Annotated in this window: 20 protein-coding genes; 8 read left to right on the plus strand and 12 right to left on the minus strand. The window is 38.2% G+C overall.

All coding sequences use genetic code 11. From position 1 onward, the window contains the following. The 6 genes from WC222_04605 to WC222_04630 all read left to right on the plus strand — a co-directional run. Window positions 1-743 (plus strand): IS5 family transposase (locus WC222_04605; protein ID MFA6915655.1); only part of this gene is annotated, 743 nt, incomplete at its 5' end. Between the two features lie 380 nt (window positions 744-1,123). Further along, window positions 1,124-1,837: an ABC transporter ATP-binding protein gene (locus tag WC222_04610; GenBank protein MFA6915656.1), complete on the plus strand. Its 714-nt coding sequence runs from the start codon at window positions 1,124-1,126 to the stop codon at window positions 1,835-1,837. Further along, on the plus strand, window positions 1,827-2,576 hold the full coding sequence (locus WC222_04615; protein MFA6915657.1) for an ABC transporter permease: 750 nt from the start codon (window positions 1,827-1,829) through the stop codon (window positions 2,574-2,576). The genes WC222_04610 and WC222_04615 overlap by 11 nt, the downstream gene beginning before the upstream one ends. Window positions 2,577-3,049: 473 nt before the next feature. Further along, window positions 3,050-3,445 (plus strand): hypothetical protein, encoded by a 396-nt coding sequence (locus WC222_04620; protein ID MFA6915658.1) that lies wholly within the window; start codon window positions 3,050-3,052, stop codon window positions 3,443-3,445. Next, window positions 3,442-3,948, plus strand: a complete 507-nt coding sequence (locus tag WC222_04625; protein MFA6915659.1) for a helix-turn-helix transcriptional regulator — start codon at window positions 3,442-3,444, stop codon at window positions 3,946-3,948. The genes WC222_04620 and WC222_04625 overlap by 4 nt, the downstream gene beginning before the upstream one ends. A gap of 79 nt (window positions 3,949-4,027) precedes the next feature. Continuing rightward, window positions 4,028-5,194 carry an ATP-binding protein gene (locus WC222_04630; protein MFA6915660.1) on the plus strand — a complete coding sequence of 389 codons (1,167 nt, stop codon included), beginning with the start codon at window positions 4,028-4,030 and terminating at the stop codon, window positions 5,192-5,194. Window positions 5,195-5,217: 23 nt separating this feature from the next. On the opposite strand, the gene WC222_04635 is transcribed toward WC222_04630, so the two are convergent. The 8 genes from WC222_04635 to WC222_04670 form a co-directional block, all read right to left on the minus strand. Continuing rightward, window positions 5,218-5,505: a helix-turn-helix transcriptional regulator gene (locus WC222_04635; protein MFA6915661.1), complete on the minus strand. Its 288-nt coding sequence runs from the start codon at window positions 5,503-5,505 to the stop codon at window positions 5,218-5,220. Window positions 5,506-6,567: 1,062 nt separating this feature from the next. Beyond that, the gene (locus WC222_04640) at window positions 6,568-6,828 is read right to left on the minus strand and encodes a hypothetical protein (GenBank protein MFA6915662.1); all 261 of its coding nucleotides are present in this window, start codon (window positions 6,826-6,828) and stop codon (window positions 6,568-6,570) included. Beyond that, window positions 6,815-7,135 carry a type II toxin-antitoxin system HicB family antitoxin gene (locus WC222_04645; GenBank protein MFA6915663.1) on the minus strand — a complete coding sequence of 107 codons (321 nt, stop codon included), beginning with the start codon at window positions 7,133-7,135 and terminating at the stop codon, window positions 6,815-6,817. Before WC222_04645 ends, WC222_04640 begins: the two co-directional genes overlap by 14 nt. Continuing rightward, window positions 7,132-7,404: a type II toxin-antitoxin system HicA family toxin gene (locus tag WC222_04650; GenBank protein ID MFA6915664.1), complete on the minus strand. Its 273-nt coding sequence runs from the start codon at window positions 7,402-7,404 to the stop codon at window positions 7,132-7,134. Before WC222_04650 ends, WC222_04645 begins: the two co-directional genes overlap by 4 nt. Before the next feature lie 169 nt (window positions 7,405-7,573). Next, window positions 7,574-7,897 (minus strand): tyrosine-type recombinase/integrase, encoded by a 324-nt coding sequence (locus tag WC222_04655; protein MFA6915665.1) that lies wholly within the window; start codon window positions 7,895-7,897, stop codon window positions 7,574-7,576. 4 nt (window positions 7,898-7,901) lie between these two features. Further along, complete coding sequence (locus WC222_04660) at window positions 7,902-8,648, minus strand: tyrosine-type recombinase/integrase (GenBank protein MFA6915666.1); 747 nt, start codon at window positions 8,646-8,648, stop codon at window positions 7,902-7,904. A gap of 265 nt (window positions 8,649-8,913) precedes the next feature. Next, window positions 8,914-10,293: a hypothetical protein gene (locus WC222_04665; protein ID MFA6915667.1), complete on the minus strand. Its 1,380-nt coding sequence runs from the start codon at window positions 10,291-10,293 to the stop codon at window positions 8,914-8,916. 573 nt (window positions 10,294-10,866) lie between these two features. Next, the gene (locus WC222_04670; protein MFA6915668.1) at window positions 10,867-11,073 is read right to left on the minus strand and encodes a hypothetical protein; all 207 of its coding nucleotides are present in this window, start codon (window positions 11,071-11,073) and stop codon (window positions 10,867-10,869) included. 224 nt (window positions 11,074-11,297) lie between these two features. Here WC222_04670 and WC222_04675 point away from each other — a divergent pair, with 224 nt between their 5' ends. Next, window positions 11,298-12,434 (plus strand): acyl-CoA desaturase, encoded by a 1,137-nt coding sequence (locus WC222_04675; GenBank protein MFA6915669.1) that lies wholly within the window; start codon window positions 11,298-11,300, stop codon window positions 12,432-12,434. Between the two features lie 7 nt (window positions 12,435-12,441). Here WC222_04675 and WC222_04680 read toward each other — a convergent pair whose 3' ends face one another. The 4 genes from WC222_04680 to nusB are packed head-to-tail and all read right to left on the minus strand — an operon-like array spanning window position 12,442 to window position 15,934. Continuing rightward, entirely contained in the window at window positions 12,442-13,692 is a 1,251-nt protein-coding gene (locus WC222_04680; protein ID MFA6915670.1) for a folylpolyglutamate synthase/dihydrofolate synthase family protein, read from the minus strand. Further along, entirely contained in the window at window positions 13,638-14,501 is an 864-nt protein-coding gene (locus WC222_04685; protein MFA6915671.1) for a PHP domain-containing protein, read from the minus strand. The genes WC222_04680 and WC222_04685 overlap by 55 nt, the downstream gene beginning before the upstream one ends. Further along, window positions 14,502-15,386: a UDP-N-acetylmuramate dehydrogenase gene (murB, locus tag WC222_04690; GenBank protein ID MFA6915672.1), complete on the minus strand. Its 885-nt coding sequence runs from the start codon at window positions 15,384-15,386 to the stop codon at window positions 14,502-14,504. Beyond that, window positions 15,386-15,934, minus strand: coding sequence for a transcription antitermination factor NusB (gene nusB / locus WC222_04695; protein MFA6915673.1), 549 nt, complete (start codon window positions 15,932-15,934; stop codon window positions 15,386-15,388). Before nusB ends, murB begins: the two co-directional genes overlap by 1 nt. 73 nt (window positions 15,935-16,007) lie before the next feature. Between nusB and queF the strand changes: the two genes are divergently transcribed. Then, a complete protein-coding gene (queF, locus tag WC222_04700) occupies window positions 16,008-16,835 on the plus strand; it encodes an NADPH-dependent 7-cyano-7-deazaguanine reductase QueF (protein ID MFA6915674.1) in 828 nt (275 codons plus the stop codon). The last annotated feature ends 83 nt before the right edge of the window (window positions 16,836-16,918 follow it).

Here is a 16,918-nt window from a genome sequence, read left to right on the forward strand (position 1 = left end):
TCTACCTCATGCAAACTGAAGCGACTTATAACATTCGTAATTGGCCAGATTATAACAGAGCTCTCATTCAAAGAGGAAGCATAACTATTTGGATAGAGGAAGAATCATTAAAAAAATGGCATTCCTCGTCACACACATGCGTGGCAGGAAGGCCAAAAACTTATTCTGACGAAGCAATGCTTATGCTTCTCATGCTTCGAGAAGTATTCAAGTTGACCCTAAGAAGCTTACAAGGTTTTGCCAAATCTTTATTCAAATTAATGAGTCTCGATCTTTCAGTTCCCAGCGATACCCAAATCTCTAGAAGGGCTCAAACTCTGCATAAACACATTAGACGTTTACTTAAAGGGAAGAAAAAGTGTCATATTATTTTTGATTCAACAGGGCTGAAAGTAAATGGAGAAGGAGAATGGAAAATAAAGGTTCATGGGAAAACCAAGCGTAGAACCTGGAGGAAGTTTCACATAGGATTAGATGCCGAAACCCAAGACATTCTGTGTTGCGAGTTAATAGGGAATAACGAAGGAGATGCAGAAGTAGCTGAGAGGATGTTGGATAGCCTGCCAAAAGCCATTAAATCAGCGCGGGGCGATGGAGCTTATGATGCACAACGTTTTCGTAAGAAAGTCCATGAAAAAGGAGGAATTTGCATTGTTCCTCCGCCAAGAGATGCCACCTATAAGGGAGCTTTGGAAGGATGGGAGCGAGAGAGGGGTGGGAGCGAGAGAGGGATGCCAGCCTAGCAGCAATTGAAGGATTTGGTAGTGGAGAGATGGGAAGAAAGCTTTGGAAAATCTGCTCGCGATACCACGAAAGATCTTTAGTAGAAACGGCCATGTTTAGAGTAAAAAAGATGTTTGGAGAAAAGCTTAAAGCTCGATCTATAGGAGCTCAACAATCTGAGGTTATTTGTAAATGTTTAGTAATCAATAAGATGAATAAAATTGGTCTACCAAGAGAAAAATGGACAACCAAAGCAAATTAGGGTGGTTTGGGAAAGGGATAATAAGAGTTTTATCAAATTAATTTGTCTGTGAAGGCTATTGCGCAACAAGGCCAATGGACACTATCTCGACCTTATAGAACTACTCGATGATTTAAATAATTTAAAAAGGAAATATCATTGAAAACTGCAATTTCAGTTAAAAATGTCTTTAAAACGTATCCAAATGGCAAAATTGCTCTTCATGGAATAAACATTGACCTTGAATATGGAAGCCTTGTTGGATTGATTGGACCCAATGGTGCTGGAAAATCAACCTTGATTCATATTATTGCTGGGGTAATAAAACATGATAAGGGAACAATTGATTGTCATATTCCAGATTCAAAAGAAATTGCATGGGTAAGTCAATTTTCATGTATAGATTGGTATTTGCCAGTAATCGATAATGTTAGACTTGGAGCTAGATTAGGAGGTTATGGTTTAAGTGAGGCGGAAGAGGTATCAAAAAAATGGCTAACGACATTAGAATTACAACATAAAAGTTACTGTAAACCAGATGCTCTTTCAGGTGGTGAACAAAGAAGAATGCAAATAGCTCGTGCGTTGGCTCAAAATGCAAAAATACTTATTCTGGACGAACCCACCACAGGCCTAGATCCTATTGCTAGCAAAATTCTTATGCAAAGTTTAAAGCAATTATCAAAACAAAATTGTTTAATAATTCTTTCATCGCATGATTTACACCTTATCGAAAATGACGTCGATCGAATACTTTTTTTAAATGAAGGCTCTCTAATTGCAAATTTAGAAATTGAAAGCATCAAAAGATCCGCAAATAATCTTCATGAATACTATACAAACACAATGAGTAAAACATCTAATGTTACGTAATTTTTTTCTTGTATCTGAATTTGAGTTTCGAGCCATAATCAACGATAAGCCTGGCTTATTAAGAATTTTTATGGAACCCTTTGCCTATTTATTTCTTCTTGCTGCAGGATTACAAAGTATTGTTGGCATTTACCAAGTTGATTATATCTCTTTTGTTTATCCTGGAATTGTAGGATTACAACTTCTGAGACTATTTTTACATTCAATTTATAGATTAACGATTGATAGAAGATGGGGTCTTCAGGCAATTAAAATGATTGCTGGAACTACAAATTTAGCTTACTTTTTAGGAATGTCAGTGGTTCCCATTTGCTTGTTCATTGTTCAAACAAGCATTTCCTATCCATTAGCATTATTATTGGGAGTTCAACTTTCAATTTCTGGATTTTTTGCTCTTCTTATTGTTGGTATTTTAGCAACCTTCTTTTGGGTTTCTCTTGCGATAGTTTGTACGTATTATTTTAAAAAATACTCTCAAAGAGATTTATTTATTCAGTTTTTATTTCTTCCAATATCATTATCTGCCCCTATATTTTACTCATTAGATAATGTTCCTGAATATCTAAAAGTAATTAGTCATTTTAATCCACTGTCTTATCAAGTCATCGCCTTAAGAGAACTATTTTTAAATCTGACGATTTCTACAAATTTTTATATTACATTAAGTTTATCGATTTTTTCCATGTGGATTGCTTTAAAGTTTATGAAAAATGCAGAATATTTGCCCTCAGAAATTTAATTTCCGATTAACTTATTGCTTCCTAGTTAATTAGTGAATGGGGCTGGTCCTGACCCCATTCATTGTAAGGTTTGGTTTAACGTATTTTAGGCTTCCAATTTTGCAGAATAAAAGTAAAAGCGGGTGTATTTCGTAAAATTCATATTGATAGGACCCATACACCCCTACATTAGCAATTTGACCATCTGCCCGAAGAAAAAGACCAGCGGGTTATGAGGGCGGTCGCCTTTCATATTACCCGATAATATCCAGCCGTTATCAGCAATATACTAAGAGGTTTGTGTGTTTAGTGCCACTGGTTTTTGTTGAGTATGAATGGATATTTACGGGGAGCGTTGCACCGCGATTGAACCGCAACGTGACTAGCTTCTTTTTTAATTAATTACCCTGTGATTTTTTATTTTCTTCTTCGCTTTAGAGGTATTTTGTGGTAAAATGTAATGATATGTTATAATTTGTTATGAGAAAAGATAATGAATATAGTGATTACTGAGTGGGCTTTACAGTCTTATTTGGATTTGAAGGGTGTTTTTACACGGGAAGAGTATCAGACTATGATACGACCTGACGCTGAGCTTCTTAAGGATTATCCTAATAATTCAAAGTTTGGTAATGACAAATTTTGGGGACCATGCAAAGAAAAAAGCGGCAAGAGTATTCATTTGGGGAATAAAATGAAATGGCATAATATTGGACATGGCCGCGTTCAACTACGCTTACTTGTGGTAATCATCCAAAATACAGCATACCTTTGCAATGCTTATGTAAAAAACGATGAAAAAACAGACTTTCGAGAGATGGCTAAATTAAAAACAAAAATACAGCTCATTAATGAAGGAAGGCTTATATCCCGAGGGGAATTATTATGAACAATCCACAGATACATGAAGATAATCCAGGTAGAAATTTGCACGTTTTGGATATTCTCAAAGAAATGAGAGATCAAGGTCTTGAAAACAACTTTATTTGGTCATTAATGGAGAATTGTCAAAGTTTTGAAGGTCTTCGCGACTTAATGGAAATGTGGTTTGATGAAACAGATATTAAAGATCGTGATAAAATTATTGCGGACTTACAAGAATCTCTTGATGATATTGAAAATGCGCCCCAAAAATCTGAGGAGCGACCCTATCTTCGTTTTGATGATTTGGATGAAATTAAAACTGATGTTACAGCATTTAAAGAACGTTTGAGAGTGGAAATTGATAGACAAGGTGGTATTAGTGAACTTGCGCGAAAAACAGGTATTCCACAATCTTCTCTTAGCAGATTTTTTTCATCGAAGACTATGCCTCGTCGTACAACTCTATTTAAGATTGCCAAAGCATTAAATCTTCCTGAAACAGTAATTGGTTTTAAATGGATTAATTAAGAAATAATTTAAATTTTAATTACTAATTCGCAGATCTGATTTAACTCGAACTGTGCAATAAAAATATTTGGAATTAAAGATGGATTTGATTGAAAAATTGAAAAATGTTGAAGATGAAAATGAGCTGATTAAGTTATTACATAAATCTGAAGAGGGTCAAAGTATAGATTTTAATAGTTACTTTCCTAAAAATGACAATACTAAAAAGGATGATTGGTTTGGAATTTGCAAACTAGTTGGCGCTTTTGTCAATAATTTAGGAGGAACTATATTAATAGGTGTGGAAGAAACAGGGGGTATATTCTCAGGCATATGTGGAGTTGAAATTGAAAACTGGGAACGCATTCAAAAGCACATTCAAGATAAATTAAGATCACATTATGAACCATTAATAGAAAATGTTTTTTTTAAAAAAATCAAGTTATATTCAGGAAAATTTATTGTCATAATTTTTTGTCCAAAATCTAAGCAACTACATCAGTTGAAAGAAAATGGACAGCCCTCTATATATCCTAAAAGAGTTGGTTGCGATGTTGTAGCTATGACTGCTTCAGAAATAGCTAATGCATATAAGATTATCCATAACGAGGGGGCAAATTTTTCAAAATTAATTTCATCGAGAAACGAAAGTTTAGATTTTTGGTTAAACAATGTTAATGACTTTAGAATTGAATCGCCTGCATTTGTCATACATGCGTATCCCGAAAATGAGAACATTTCAATAAACATAAGCGAATGGAATTTACAACAAAAACTTGAATATGCATTGGATTCCTTAATACAAGGAAATGCTAACTTAATTAATTCTCAATGCCAATTAAGATCTGAAGGATTAATATATTACAGTGACATAAATCGATACTTAGTAGTTTCTCCGAAAGGCGCGTTGGAATTAGTTTTATCGGACATAGAATATCAAAATGGTAATGTCATAGCGTTTGCCGAGTGGGTTAAAACTTCATTTCTCTTGGTAAGTAAGGTATTAACTGAACTATCCTTAATAACAGATTGTAAATCATGGAACTTTGCAATCTCTTTAATTGGGGTTAAAGGGAGAAAACTTAGTCGGGGAACTGGAAATTTCCCCCATATTACAACAGGTGTTTTACCTAAGGATAAGTATCTTTTGGAATTTGTTAAAATAGATATCTCAGGTATTAATGATATATCTTCCAAAATGGAAAAAAGATACAAATCGAATTTAGAAAAAGTATGGCATGACGTCAACTCACCAATGCCAAATTAATTTTTAGACTATTTCTAATAGTGCTAGCTTTCAGAAATTAACTCTTTTGCTGAACAGTTTAGTGCATAAGCTAGTGCATAAATGTTTTCTAAAGCAATATTTCTTTCGCCTCTCTCCACTGATCCCACATAATTTATATGGAGATCTGCTTTCTCTGCCAACTTTTCTTGAGATAGACCCAGCGCTAACCGTTTTTCTCTTACGATTTTTCCAAAAGCTACTCTAAGAGGTGTTCTTTCGGTTCTGTGTTTGAGGCTTCTTATGATCGGGTTCAGACGTGACTTGTTGACTTGTTTATGCAGAAATGGCATCCTCAAGCAATTTTTTTAACTAAAAACAACAATAGATTTTTTGATGCCAAGAGCACCCAGGTATAATGCGATAGGAGCATTCCATCATGTTAATGCTTCGTGGTAATCAATGACGACCTATTTTTTATTCGGATTACGATAGAGTACAATGCTGCCTACTTATACAAGAAGTTATCGAACGATACGGACATCGAATACACGGTTTTTGTTTGATGACCAATCATATCCATCTTGCATGGCAGCAAGGTCAAGAGGGACTTTCATCAGCTATTCAAAACTTTGCATTTCGATATGCTCAACGAATTAATCGTTTTCGTAAAGAGGTGGGCCATGTTTTCAAGGAAGGTTTAAATCGATTCTCGTTAGTAAGGACAACTACTTACCTCAACTGATTCGTTATATTCATTTAAATCCAGTTAGAGCAGGAATCGTAAAAAAAACCGAAGATTACAAGTGGAGTGGACATAACTCGTATCTAGGAACAGATCCTATAGTCTGGGTTGAAAGCGATTATCTGCTAAAAAAATATTCAGAAAACTGCGATGAAGCTATTAAACGATAGAATGAATATATTCATGCTGGAATTGACTGTGAACCTGAAATCGACTTTAAAATGGGTCTTCAGTCTGGAATAATAGGAGATGATACGTTCATCCAAACGATTCTAGACTGTACAAATGAAACTTATGAGCATCAGAATAAAGATTCAAAAGTTACGATTTCAGACCTTATGATGTCTGTTCAAAATATGGAATTATCGAAGAGGAAATTGTTTCTGACAGTAGCGCAAGGAACTTAGCCCATTTGAGAGCTATTATTACCCTTTTAGCGCGAGATCTGAAGGGGTTATCTATAATTGATGTGGCTAAGAAACTAAGGAGAGATGCTGGAGGTCTTAGTCGGTTAGCTAAAAAACTGGATAAAAAAACAACAATTCACTCTCATTAAATCAAGAGATTACAACATAAGAAAATGAATTAACTAAACAAAATTTTGAAGTATCATGCAAATCAACAGTGTTTCCATAAAAGCCACTAAAACTCAAGATAACAAGTCAATAAGTCACGCCTGACCCCTAGCATGATAGTGTTTGGCTTCAGCGTAAAGCCAACGATAAGCGTTCTCATTTTCACAAGCTAGGTCTGGATGAGATGTAAATTCTACATTAGTCAGATAAGGCTCTCGATCCTTGATCGAAAAAGGTGGAGAAACTGGCTCTGAAATACATTTCTGTAGTTCTTTGATTTCTCTGAAAAATAGGCGTAAAATGTTTTTTGCGGGTTCTAAGTTCGGAGTTGGTGTCTTAATTTTAATCAAGTTCATGTAGTTTTTCTATTACATATGAATTTAAGCTTAAACCTTTTGTTCTGGCCTGAAAAGCAAGTTTGGCGTGTAATTCTGGCGAGATTCTGAGATTGAAAGTTCCAGAAAATGTTTTTTCTGGTTTCTCTCCCCTCTCCTTACACCAAGCAAGATAGTCGTCAATGGAGTCCTTAAAAGCAAGCTCAAGCTCTTCTACGCTTGTCCCTTGAAAAGTGATAATATCTCGTAAGCCAATCACTTCACCATGGAAAATTTTGGCTTCATCGTCATACTCTACATGTCCGATATATCCCTTATATTTCATCATGGCTTATCTTTCTCCTTGGGTTGTATACCCGCATTTTCTAAAAATTTTTTTAAGGAGTCTAAAGCTCCCTTATCTATCTCTTTTTTAGGGTGAGGGCGATGGAATACTGCTTTCACTCTATTGAGAATAATTCTAACGCGGGAGCCTTCTCCTTCTGTAATTTCAGCGCCTAACGCCGTGAGTAACTTTTCACAATCTTTCCAAACTACATTGGAGAGGATAGGAATCTTAAAAATCGCTTCAAGGGTTTTTTCGTGTTTTTTATTCACTCAATCTCTCTCTCTTTGTCTATATAGTACCATAATTTGGTACTATATTGCGACTATTTGTTAAATCACTTAGTACGAATGACATAAAGTGTAACTTGATAAGTAATCACTACTTGCCATGCATATAATATAGTTACTTCCATCCTTGAGATTCAGGTGTGGTATCTGTTCAAGAGTTAGGCATTTCTTTAAGGATTTGTTCAGAGATGTGTTTGCTAAATTTTTTAGTGACCTGGACATCAAGATGTGTGTAGCGTTGTAACATATGTAAAGTACGATGACCCATTGCAGTGGCCAACTCCAAGTTAGATGCGCCTTGCCTTGCAGCTAAGGTACAAAAAGTATGTCGCATATCATGAGCTCGACAGTCTGCAATTTCAGCTCTTTTGAGAGCCTCCTTCCAAGCTTTTTTAATATCGATTTGACCAAAGGCTGTTAGACTTGAAAAGACTAAAGATTTTGCTGAGTTACGTACTTGAAATAGATTTCTCAACTCTTCAATGACAGGTTCTGCTAAGGAAATACTTCTTGGGTTTCCGTTTTTTTGTTTCTTTGAGATAAGCGAGCCTGTTTTCAAAATCGACATGGCGCCACTCTAATCCTAAAATCTTCCCTTGCCTTGCACCTGTAGTTAGGCTCATCAGTACAATACAGTAGAGGTAAGGCGATTTGCTTTGACGGCAGGCAGGTAGAAGTCGAGAAGAGATTTCATCTTCAGAAAGAACACGGTCTCTTCCTTTGTTTTCTTTTAGTTTGGTTAAATTAAAGCAAGGGTTCTCGTCGACCCATTTTAAACGCTGGGCATAGCTAAAAATAGCAGATAGACTTGAAATATATCTATTGGTTGTTGCTGCGCTACGCTTGAGTCCTTTACTTGTGGGGGTGTCGGCTAGTTGTTGTCTTTCTTTTCCTATAAGATCAGTTGTAAGGTGGATCAGTGCATAGTCCCCAATGCGACTCTTCCAATAGTTGAGATGATGCATGACATCTTCGGCAGAACGGATGTGCTGCAAAGCGCCATCATTGACGTAGCGTTCGATCAGCTGCTGGAAAGTATGCTGCTCTATATGGCGGTTAAACTGATATTGGCCATGTTTAATTTGCCTTTCGATATCAGCTGCCCAGTCCTCAGCTTCTTGCTTTCTATCAAAATGGTTGCAGACTGTGGGATAGCCTTTGATGCGAACGACTGCTCGCCAGTGACTGGTTCCGTTTTTATTTTTGCGTTTTTGTATAGATGCCATTCACTCAAACCTTTGTTTTTTTGGTTCGAGCGGCTGGATGGTGTGTGTTAAGATTCTTTTTCGTTGCACCTCCATTGCACCGCGATAAGAAATCTTACCTTGATCGTTGTGATTGAATCAAGTTGAATCGCGTTTACAAGTATGTGTGAAAAAGTGGGGCAACTTGGACTTGAACCAAGGACCAGCGAGTTATGAGGGCGGTGGTCCGCCATAAAACTCAATACCAAAATGTAATAAAAATTTTCAACTTTTTCGGTTAAATGAGTTATGGAGGACTATCTTCTTGTTTGACATGTAGCACTTCTACAATACAATGATTTAAAGATAGTTCATCAATCAACATTGACAACTCATGCCTATTTTTTTTATCTAGATTTGCATCCCATTCGTCTAACAGAATAATAGGGGTGTCAACTTTTTCCTTTATTTCTTTTAAAGCTTTAAATGCTTGTTGTCCGGTAGACAGTTTATTATTCTCTAGTTCCTCAAAAAGCAAATCATGTTTAGAGGGCAAGTAAAAAGCGCTAGTATTATGCTGCATTTTTAACAGGAGTAAAAATGACGTTTTTCCACTACCATTTTCTCCATGTAACGTGATTCTTCCGTTATTCGGAAGTTTAAATAATAAATCTTTGGCTGAAATTATCCCTTCCAACGGTTGCTTGAAATAAATTTTGTTCCAGTGAACTCTCTTCCATAAAGCATCATTGTTTTCATCTAATTCAGGAGATTTAATGACAGAAAGTACGGTATTCAATTTTGCTTTTTGCACAGGAAAGTCAGAAATGAAAAAGAGCAGTTCGTAAGAATATGTCAAAACTTGAAAAAGGCGAGGGAAGAGAACAATCAAAGTTGCCAAAAACGCTAGATTTTCTAAATTCATCATAGCTAAATAAGTGATTAGCATCATTGAAGGTAATATCAAGGCAAATGCCATTATAATTCCGATTAACTGATTAAATTTCTCCAATGTAATTGTATTTTCAGTTAAATTTTTTCCTTGAATAGAGGCCTTTCTATTCCATATATTCAGATTATACAAATTATTTATTAAAATATTATCCCATGATTTAATAAGAAGTGAAGTCCATTGAATTCTGCTTTCTTGGGCTTTTAGGGCTAACTTCGTTTTAAAACTTTTTTGGGAATATAAAATAATCAAAGATAGTGTAACTCCTATAGCATAAGTTATTAGTAACGATGAGTTGATTAACGCCGCTAAAACAAAAAGGTTAAAAAATACATTAAGTCCTGAAGAAACTAAGTGATATAAATACTCGATATATCCATTTATAGTGGGACAAGCTTCTCCGGACAAAATTGAGGATATAGTACTGCGTTGTTCACGATCCGACCACTTTAGAATTTTACCTGGATATAGTTGGGAAAACTCTTGAATGTAATTGACACAACTTTTTATTTGAGTTTTGCTTACCTGGATCAGAGCAAAAGCACCGGGAAGATAAGGCAAAATTAAAGATACTAGATATAGCCAAAGCCATGTCAATGAAGGCTGACCTTCCGAAACGCCTAGAATTAACCATGTAAGCCAAATACTTGAAGAAGCAACAATTGCCTGCTGTATTACCAGGAGAACATAACTAGATTGAAGCCAGGAATTTATATTGATTTTAGATGTAGACACGTTCTGAGTTTGTCATGGAGTTTTCTATAATATGTATTTTTTTTTGGCAAAAATTCAAGAGATAATTTCTTCTTTTCGATAATAAATTTTTATAGTGAGGTTTTTCTTTTAGGTAATTAATCGAATGTTGCATTTGTTGCAGCATAACTTCGGTGGTTTGACTTAAAAGAATTAGCTAAAAGAGATGTGAGCAGTTTAAGGCAGCCTATAAGAGAAATTGAACTGAAATTACAGGTGCTGCTTTTTATCAATTCTCGATAGTATTTAGGAAAAACTTTATACCGAAATTTCCATCCCATTCCTGACCCCAATTTCTCTTCTAACGTCGTTAAAGAAAACATCTTCGCCTTGTTTGAGCACGCAAGTTGGAGAATGAATTTTTTAAAGAAGCCTTATGTGGCTTAAAAGAGTTTACCTTCTAACTCAAAAACCGGGTGCAATATCAATGCACTATTTTACGTCTGGATTGGGTAGCTTTATCCGGACGGTTTAGAATAGTTTTTTTAGAACTCACAAGAATAACACCGCTAACTTTATGGAGGCGTTCTTCCAAACCCTATAACATGCGAAGATTTAGAGATCATCCTCTTCTTTTCGGATTTTTTCTTCCTCTGGACTGAGTCTCTCTTCTTCGTCGTAATATTGGTCGTCTTCGTTATCGCCTCTTTCTTCTTCCGGTGTCATGAAGGGTTCTTTTAAATGATCACTTGGCCCTTTTTTCTCATCATGGTCAAAATTAAGTGGCTTAGGATCATCGGGATCTCTTTTCTTTTTTGTCATATAAACCTCCACATATTCAGCTTCATTATGTCATTTCATAAGTATTATTTTAGAACACTGCAAGTCTTAAATTGCACTAGACTCCTAATGTAATGAATTATTTTTTAAAAAAATGAAAGTTTTCTATTTTTCTATCTCTTCCTTTGTCTTTTTTCTCTATTGCATTCGCTGAAGAATTCGGACATAGTCAAATCACTAAAATATTTTTTTGCAGAAGGAATCAAATGGGAAAAAGGATCATTCGTGAAGCCAGTGAGATCAAATTCAAGAGGGCAGCTCCAGAGGGATTTCTCTCTGAGGTTAGAAGAAGGGTAGAGGCATTTTTTGCACGCAGTAAGCTTCAAAGAAACGCAGATGCCAGTATGTGGCTTAAAACAATTTTTCTCATCGTTGCTAACTTCGCCTTATATGGAGCTATTTTATCTAACGAGTTCGGTTTTATGGGGGTGATGGTCCTGTTTATTTTGTTCGGTTATACAACATCCTTTATCTGCATAAATATTATCCATGATGTATTGCATGGTTCTCTCTTTAAAAATAAGACTTGGAACAAGTGTCTAGGGTACTTATTCGACCTGCAAGGGTTTAGTTCATTCAATTGGACTCTGACGCATAACAATGATCATCATACTTTTACGAATATTGCAGGTATAGATAAGGACATTGACAAGATGATCTTCTTGCGTCTAGCACCGACGGACGGCTACTACCCCTTTCACCGCTTCCAACATTGGTATGCTCTTCCTCTTTATACGCTAACGACTTTGAACTGGGCACACTATAGCGATTACGTGTTGATGTGGGACTACTGGAAAAAAGGCAGGGCTTCTAACATAGACGCCGGCATATTCTTATTTTTTAAGGCTTTATACATAGCTCTCTACATTGTCATTCCGATTATAGTCGTGAATTTACCCTGGTGGCAGACTTTCATGGGCTACGTCTTAATGCAGATGTTTGGCGGGTTTCTAGCTGCTATCGTCTTTCAACTTGCCCACGTGGTGGAAGGGGTTGAATATCCCTTACCGGATGAAAGAGGCCATATGGAAAATATCTGGGTTATGCACGAGATGAAGACAACGTCGAATTTTGCTTCTGACAGCCCTCTGACATCGCATTTATTTGGCGGTTTGAACTTTCAAATTGAGCACCACCTATTTCCGCATGTTTCACATGTGCATTACCATAAAATTTCACCTATTGTACGTCAGACTGCTTTAGAATACGGGCTTCCTTACAATGAACAGAAGAACTTATGGCATGCGGTATGCTCTCATGTACGCATGCTAAAGAAATTCTCTGAAAGACCGGATTTTGTAGTGGCTGAAAGCCCTGAGAAAATATTCAGCCCTGGGCATTAAGTCCAGGCTAGGTTGTTGGCATGGTTTTTTCGTTTAGGTCTACGTTATCGCGTGGTTCTTGGATAGCGCATGCAAGGCGTGCCTCTGCCATGATAAAGAATGATCCGCAGACCAAAACAGGCAAGTCACTGATAGTTAATGCATTTTGCATTGCTTCTGTGACGGATGCTTCCAAATGGATCTTTTCGGAAGGGACATTCATTTTCAACAACTGTTTTTCCAACACATCTGCATTGTATGACCTGCCATTTTGAGCGCTGACGGGGAACCAATTTTTTGCAAAGGGGATGAGCGGTTCTAAACAACGCTCAAGGTCTTTTGTAGAGGAAATAGCAATAATAATTTCATACCGGCCCTCCAATAACTGACATAGTTTTTCTATTCCGGCAGGGTTATGCGCAACATCAAAAATGATTTTTCTATGGCCTAGCATGGTTTCTTCAAAGCGGCAGGATGGAAGTGCATCCAATGCTTGCGGCCAATGCTCCGGCCTCACGGGTAAAAAATGCATCGCCTCGAGGGCTATGGCTCTATTTTCTTCTTTATAGTCCTTAAAGTCTCCACTGATGGGAAAGTATAGATCAGTATAGGAGGCTATGATATTGCTATCGACTGTAGGACCAATAATTACAGCAACATGTTTTTTGATAATACCGGCTTTCTCGTGGGTTATTTCATCTAATGTACTTCCTAATATCTCTGTATGCTCCAGACTAATGGAGGTGATAATAGAAAGGCACGGGGTGATGACATTTGTTGCATCCAGACGTCCGCCCAAACCTGTTTCAATGATGGCACAGTCAACTTTTTGTTCGGCAAAATAGAGAAACGCAAGTGCGGTAGTGATCTCAAAGAAGGATGCTGTGGTAAGCTGCAGGTCTTCTATTGCTTGAAAGATACGTGGAAGATATTCACAAACTTCTGCTTCGGAAATCATGATTCCATTGACACGGATACGCTCACGAAAGCATGCAATATGAGGGGAGGTATTCAATCCCACTTTATAGCCTGAAAGGACGAGTCCCTTAGCAATCATGGAACAGACGGAGCCTTTTCCATTTGTGCCTGCCACATGTACTGATTCAAAGGAGTTTTGCGGATTGCCTAACTTCTCGCATAGCTTCTGCATGGTTTCCAAGTGAAGCTTTCCTTTGACTTGTGTTTGGAGCGAAAAAAGGCGTGCAAGGAGCTGGCTATAGGTGTTCATGGCAATGCAGGAAGGGAAAGTTGGGGATTGTTCTCTTTGTAGCGATTCCATAGCATTTCAAATGTTTCTTTCTTTGTCCAAGAACATCCTAGAACGTTAGCTACTTTTTCGCCGCCATGAAAATCAGATCCACCGGTGACGAAAAGGTTATATTTCTCGGCCATTTTGAGCCAGCGGGTGTGCTGCGCAGCCGCGAAGTATGCGTAATAAGCTTCTATGCCGTCTAACTTAAGCCTTAGGATTTTTTCTACCAGGTTGCTGTTAGGGACTAGATGCGGGTGGGCCAATACTGCGTAAGCTCCGGCTTTGCGGAGGACTTCCAGTGTTTCTTCGGTTGTGATTGTTTCTCCCTTGACAAAGCAAGAGCTATTATCGCTCAAGTAAAGCTTAAAAGCGTCGTTCAATGTGGCGACATACCCTTTTTTCACCATTGCCGTAGCAATATGGGGGCGCCCGATTGTTCTTTGGAAATCTTGGGAGGCAAATTCCAGCAGGTCGTCCGTTGTGATGAAAATGCCTTTGGTTTTCAGTTTCTCAAGGATTTTCTCATTACGCTCTTCGCGTCTCAGTTGATGCCTTTGGCAAAGCTCAGCCATTTCAGGTGAATTCAGGTTATAGGAATAGCCCAGCATATGGATGCTGTGACCTTCGAAAGTGGTGGAGAATTCAATACCGGCCAAAAGGTAGAAATCTTGGGGCGTGGGAAAGCTCAAATGGGCTTGTATGGTGTCATGATCAGTAATGGCTAGTCCATTAAGTCCATTCTTTTTTGCAAGGTCGATTAATTCCGGTACGCTTAATACTCCGTCAGAGCAGGTAGAATGGCTGTGGAGATCAGCGCGCCAAAGGGATTCTGTCATTTATTCTTCCCTCTGGTAGGGGATATAACAAATCTCGCTGACTAGATCTATGCCAACCTTATCTCGGATCGTAGTCCTGATAATTTGCATCAGTCCAAGGATGTCCTGAGCTGTGGCTCCACCTTGATTGACGATAAAGTTAGCATGCTGAGGTGATATTACTGCGCCCCCTTGCGTTATTCCTTTTAGCCCGCAATGGTCTATCAAGGCTCCTGCTGAGGTTCCTTCAGGATTACGGAAGACGCAGCCGGCTGACTTTTCGCCGTAGGGCTGTGTTGAAGTGCGGTAAGCAAGCATAGTGTGCTGTTTACTTTTTGCTTCTGCACAGGCTGTTAGCTGAACTTTTGCTTGAAGGATAGCGCCTTGCATATTTTGAAAAGGGGAGTGCCGGTAGGCAAACTGCAAGTCGTTTCTCTCATACTTCTGAATAGCTCCATCGGCATGGAGGTAAAGGACTTCTGTAAGGATAGATGCAGTATCGCTTCCATTAGCCCCGGCATTCATATAAACGGCTCCCCCCATGGTACCTGGAATACCTGAAGCAAATTCTAGTCCCGACCAACCTTTCCGTGCAGTGCCGGAGCCTAAACGTGCGAAACTGTAACCGCTGCCGACGGTGAAGCATCCATTTCCGTCATCTTCTAATGTATTCAACTTGTTGAGCAGGACAGCGCCCTGAAAGCCTCTATCGTCAAAAAGGCAGTTAGATCCTTTGCCTAGAACGATAAAGGGAATGCCATTTTCAGAACAAAAAGCGAGCGCTTGCTGCATTTCAGCTAAAGAATTTATCGAAGCAAATAACGCTGCAGGCCCGCCCACACCAAAGGTGGTGTAAGGAGCAAGAGGAATATTTTCAAGAAATAGCCCCGGAGCAGCTGTTTTCACTAGAAATCCACGTTTTCGTCGTCTTTATTTTCGTCGTCATTTGATGGCGGCAGTGCTTGGTGAGAGGCTTCTTCGGAAATTGCCTCAATTTCTTCCATTGCTTTTACGCTTTTAGTTATTTCTGTTACGTCGACAGACTTACCTTCACTCTGCTTGTAAATGGAGTCTAAGACGGCGTTGATATAAGAAGCGGATTCAGGCGTGCTGAATTTTTTTGCTAGGCGCATGCCTTCCGCAATAGCAACCTTAGGGGGTATTTCGTTGTCGAAAAGTATTTCGTATGCGCCAAGGCGTAAGATATTGATTTCTACTTTTTGGATACGTTCTAAAACGTAAGATACTGAGATTGCAGCTATACGCTTATCCAAGTCCTCTTTATTCTGAAGTATCGCATTTGCTTTATCTAAAGCTTGCAGAACGTACTTTTTGGAGACAGCCAACTCTTTGCCGATGAAAGCTACCACGGCAGAGGGGTTTTGGGCATCTATGTCAAGGCTAAAAAGAAGTTGAAAGACGACTTCACGCATTTTTTGCGGGGGGAGACTCACGCTTACCTCAGAAATTCTCTGTAATTGAAAGAACTAGAATACTATACTTTAGGTTTAGAAAAAAGGAGGAAGAATGTCATATAAAAATGTTTTACATGATTCTCCATTAAGCAAATCAGAAGCTTATCCCTCAAGCTACGATCCCAGCTTGCTTTTTCCTGTGGCGCGTCAACTGCAGCGTGAAGGATTAAGTTTAGGTTCGAAACTTCCCTTTACCGGTGTGGATATTTGGAATGCCTATGAAATTTCTTGGCTAGATCCCAAAGGTAAACCTGTAATGGCAGTAGGGGAATTCACTTTTCCTTGCACAACGACAAATATTATCGAGTCAAAATCACTGAAGTTGTATTTGAATTCCTTGAATGAAACCAGATTCAACTCGCTAGAAGAAGTTGTGGAAATCATCCGACGCGATCTTACCCAAGCAGCGGGTGGCAAGTGCATCGTAGTCTTAAAAAAGCATCATGCGTGGATAGGAACTCCTTGGACACATTGTGAAGGAACGTGTATTGACGATATTAATGTGGATATCGATACCTATAAACTCGATAGCAACTTATTGAAAGTCGGAACGGGTAGTACTAAGGAAAGTCTTTATTCTCATCTCCTGAAGACGAATTGTCCTATTACCAATCAGCCCGATTGGGCCACAATGTTTGTCCATTACGTCGGTCCGCAGATCGACCATGCTTCGCTATTGCGCTACCTGATCTCATATCGTTTGCATCAGGACTTTCATGAACATTGTGCAGAGTCCATTTTCACAGACATATTAAACCATTGCAAGCCAAGTAAACTTACTGTTTATTTGCGCTATACCCGCCGTGGTGGATTAGACATCAATCCTTATCGCACTAACGAAGAGAGTCTCCCTGCAAATTTGCGCCTATTCCGTCAGTAATTTGCATCCTGAAGTAAAGGATTAAGTTGAAACTTCGGGTTTAATTTGATTCTTTTTGCAAAGGATATTACTGTGAATCTTTT

It is taken from the genome of Parachlamydiales bacterium (assembly GCA_041671045.1).
Classification (GTDB): Bacteria; Chlamydiota; Chlamydiia; order Chlamydiales; family JABDDJ01; genus JABDDJ01.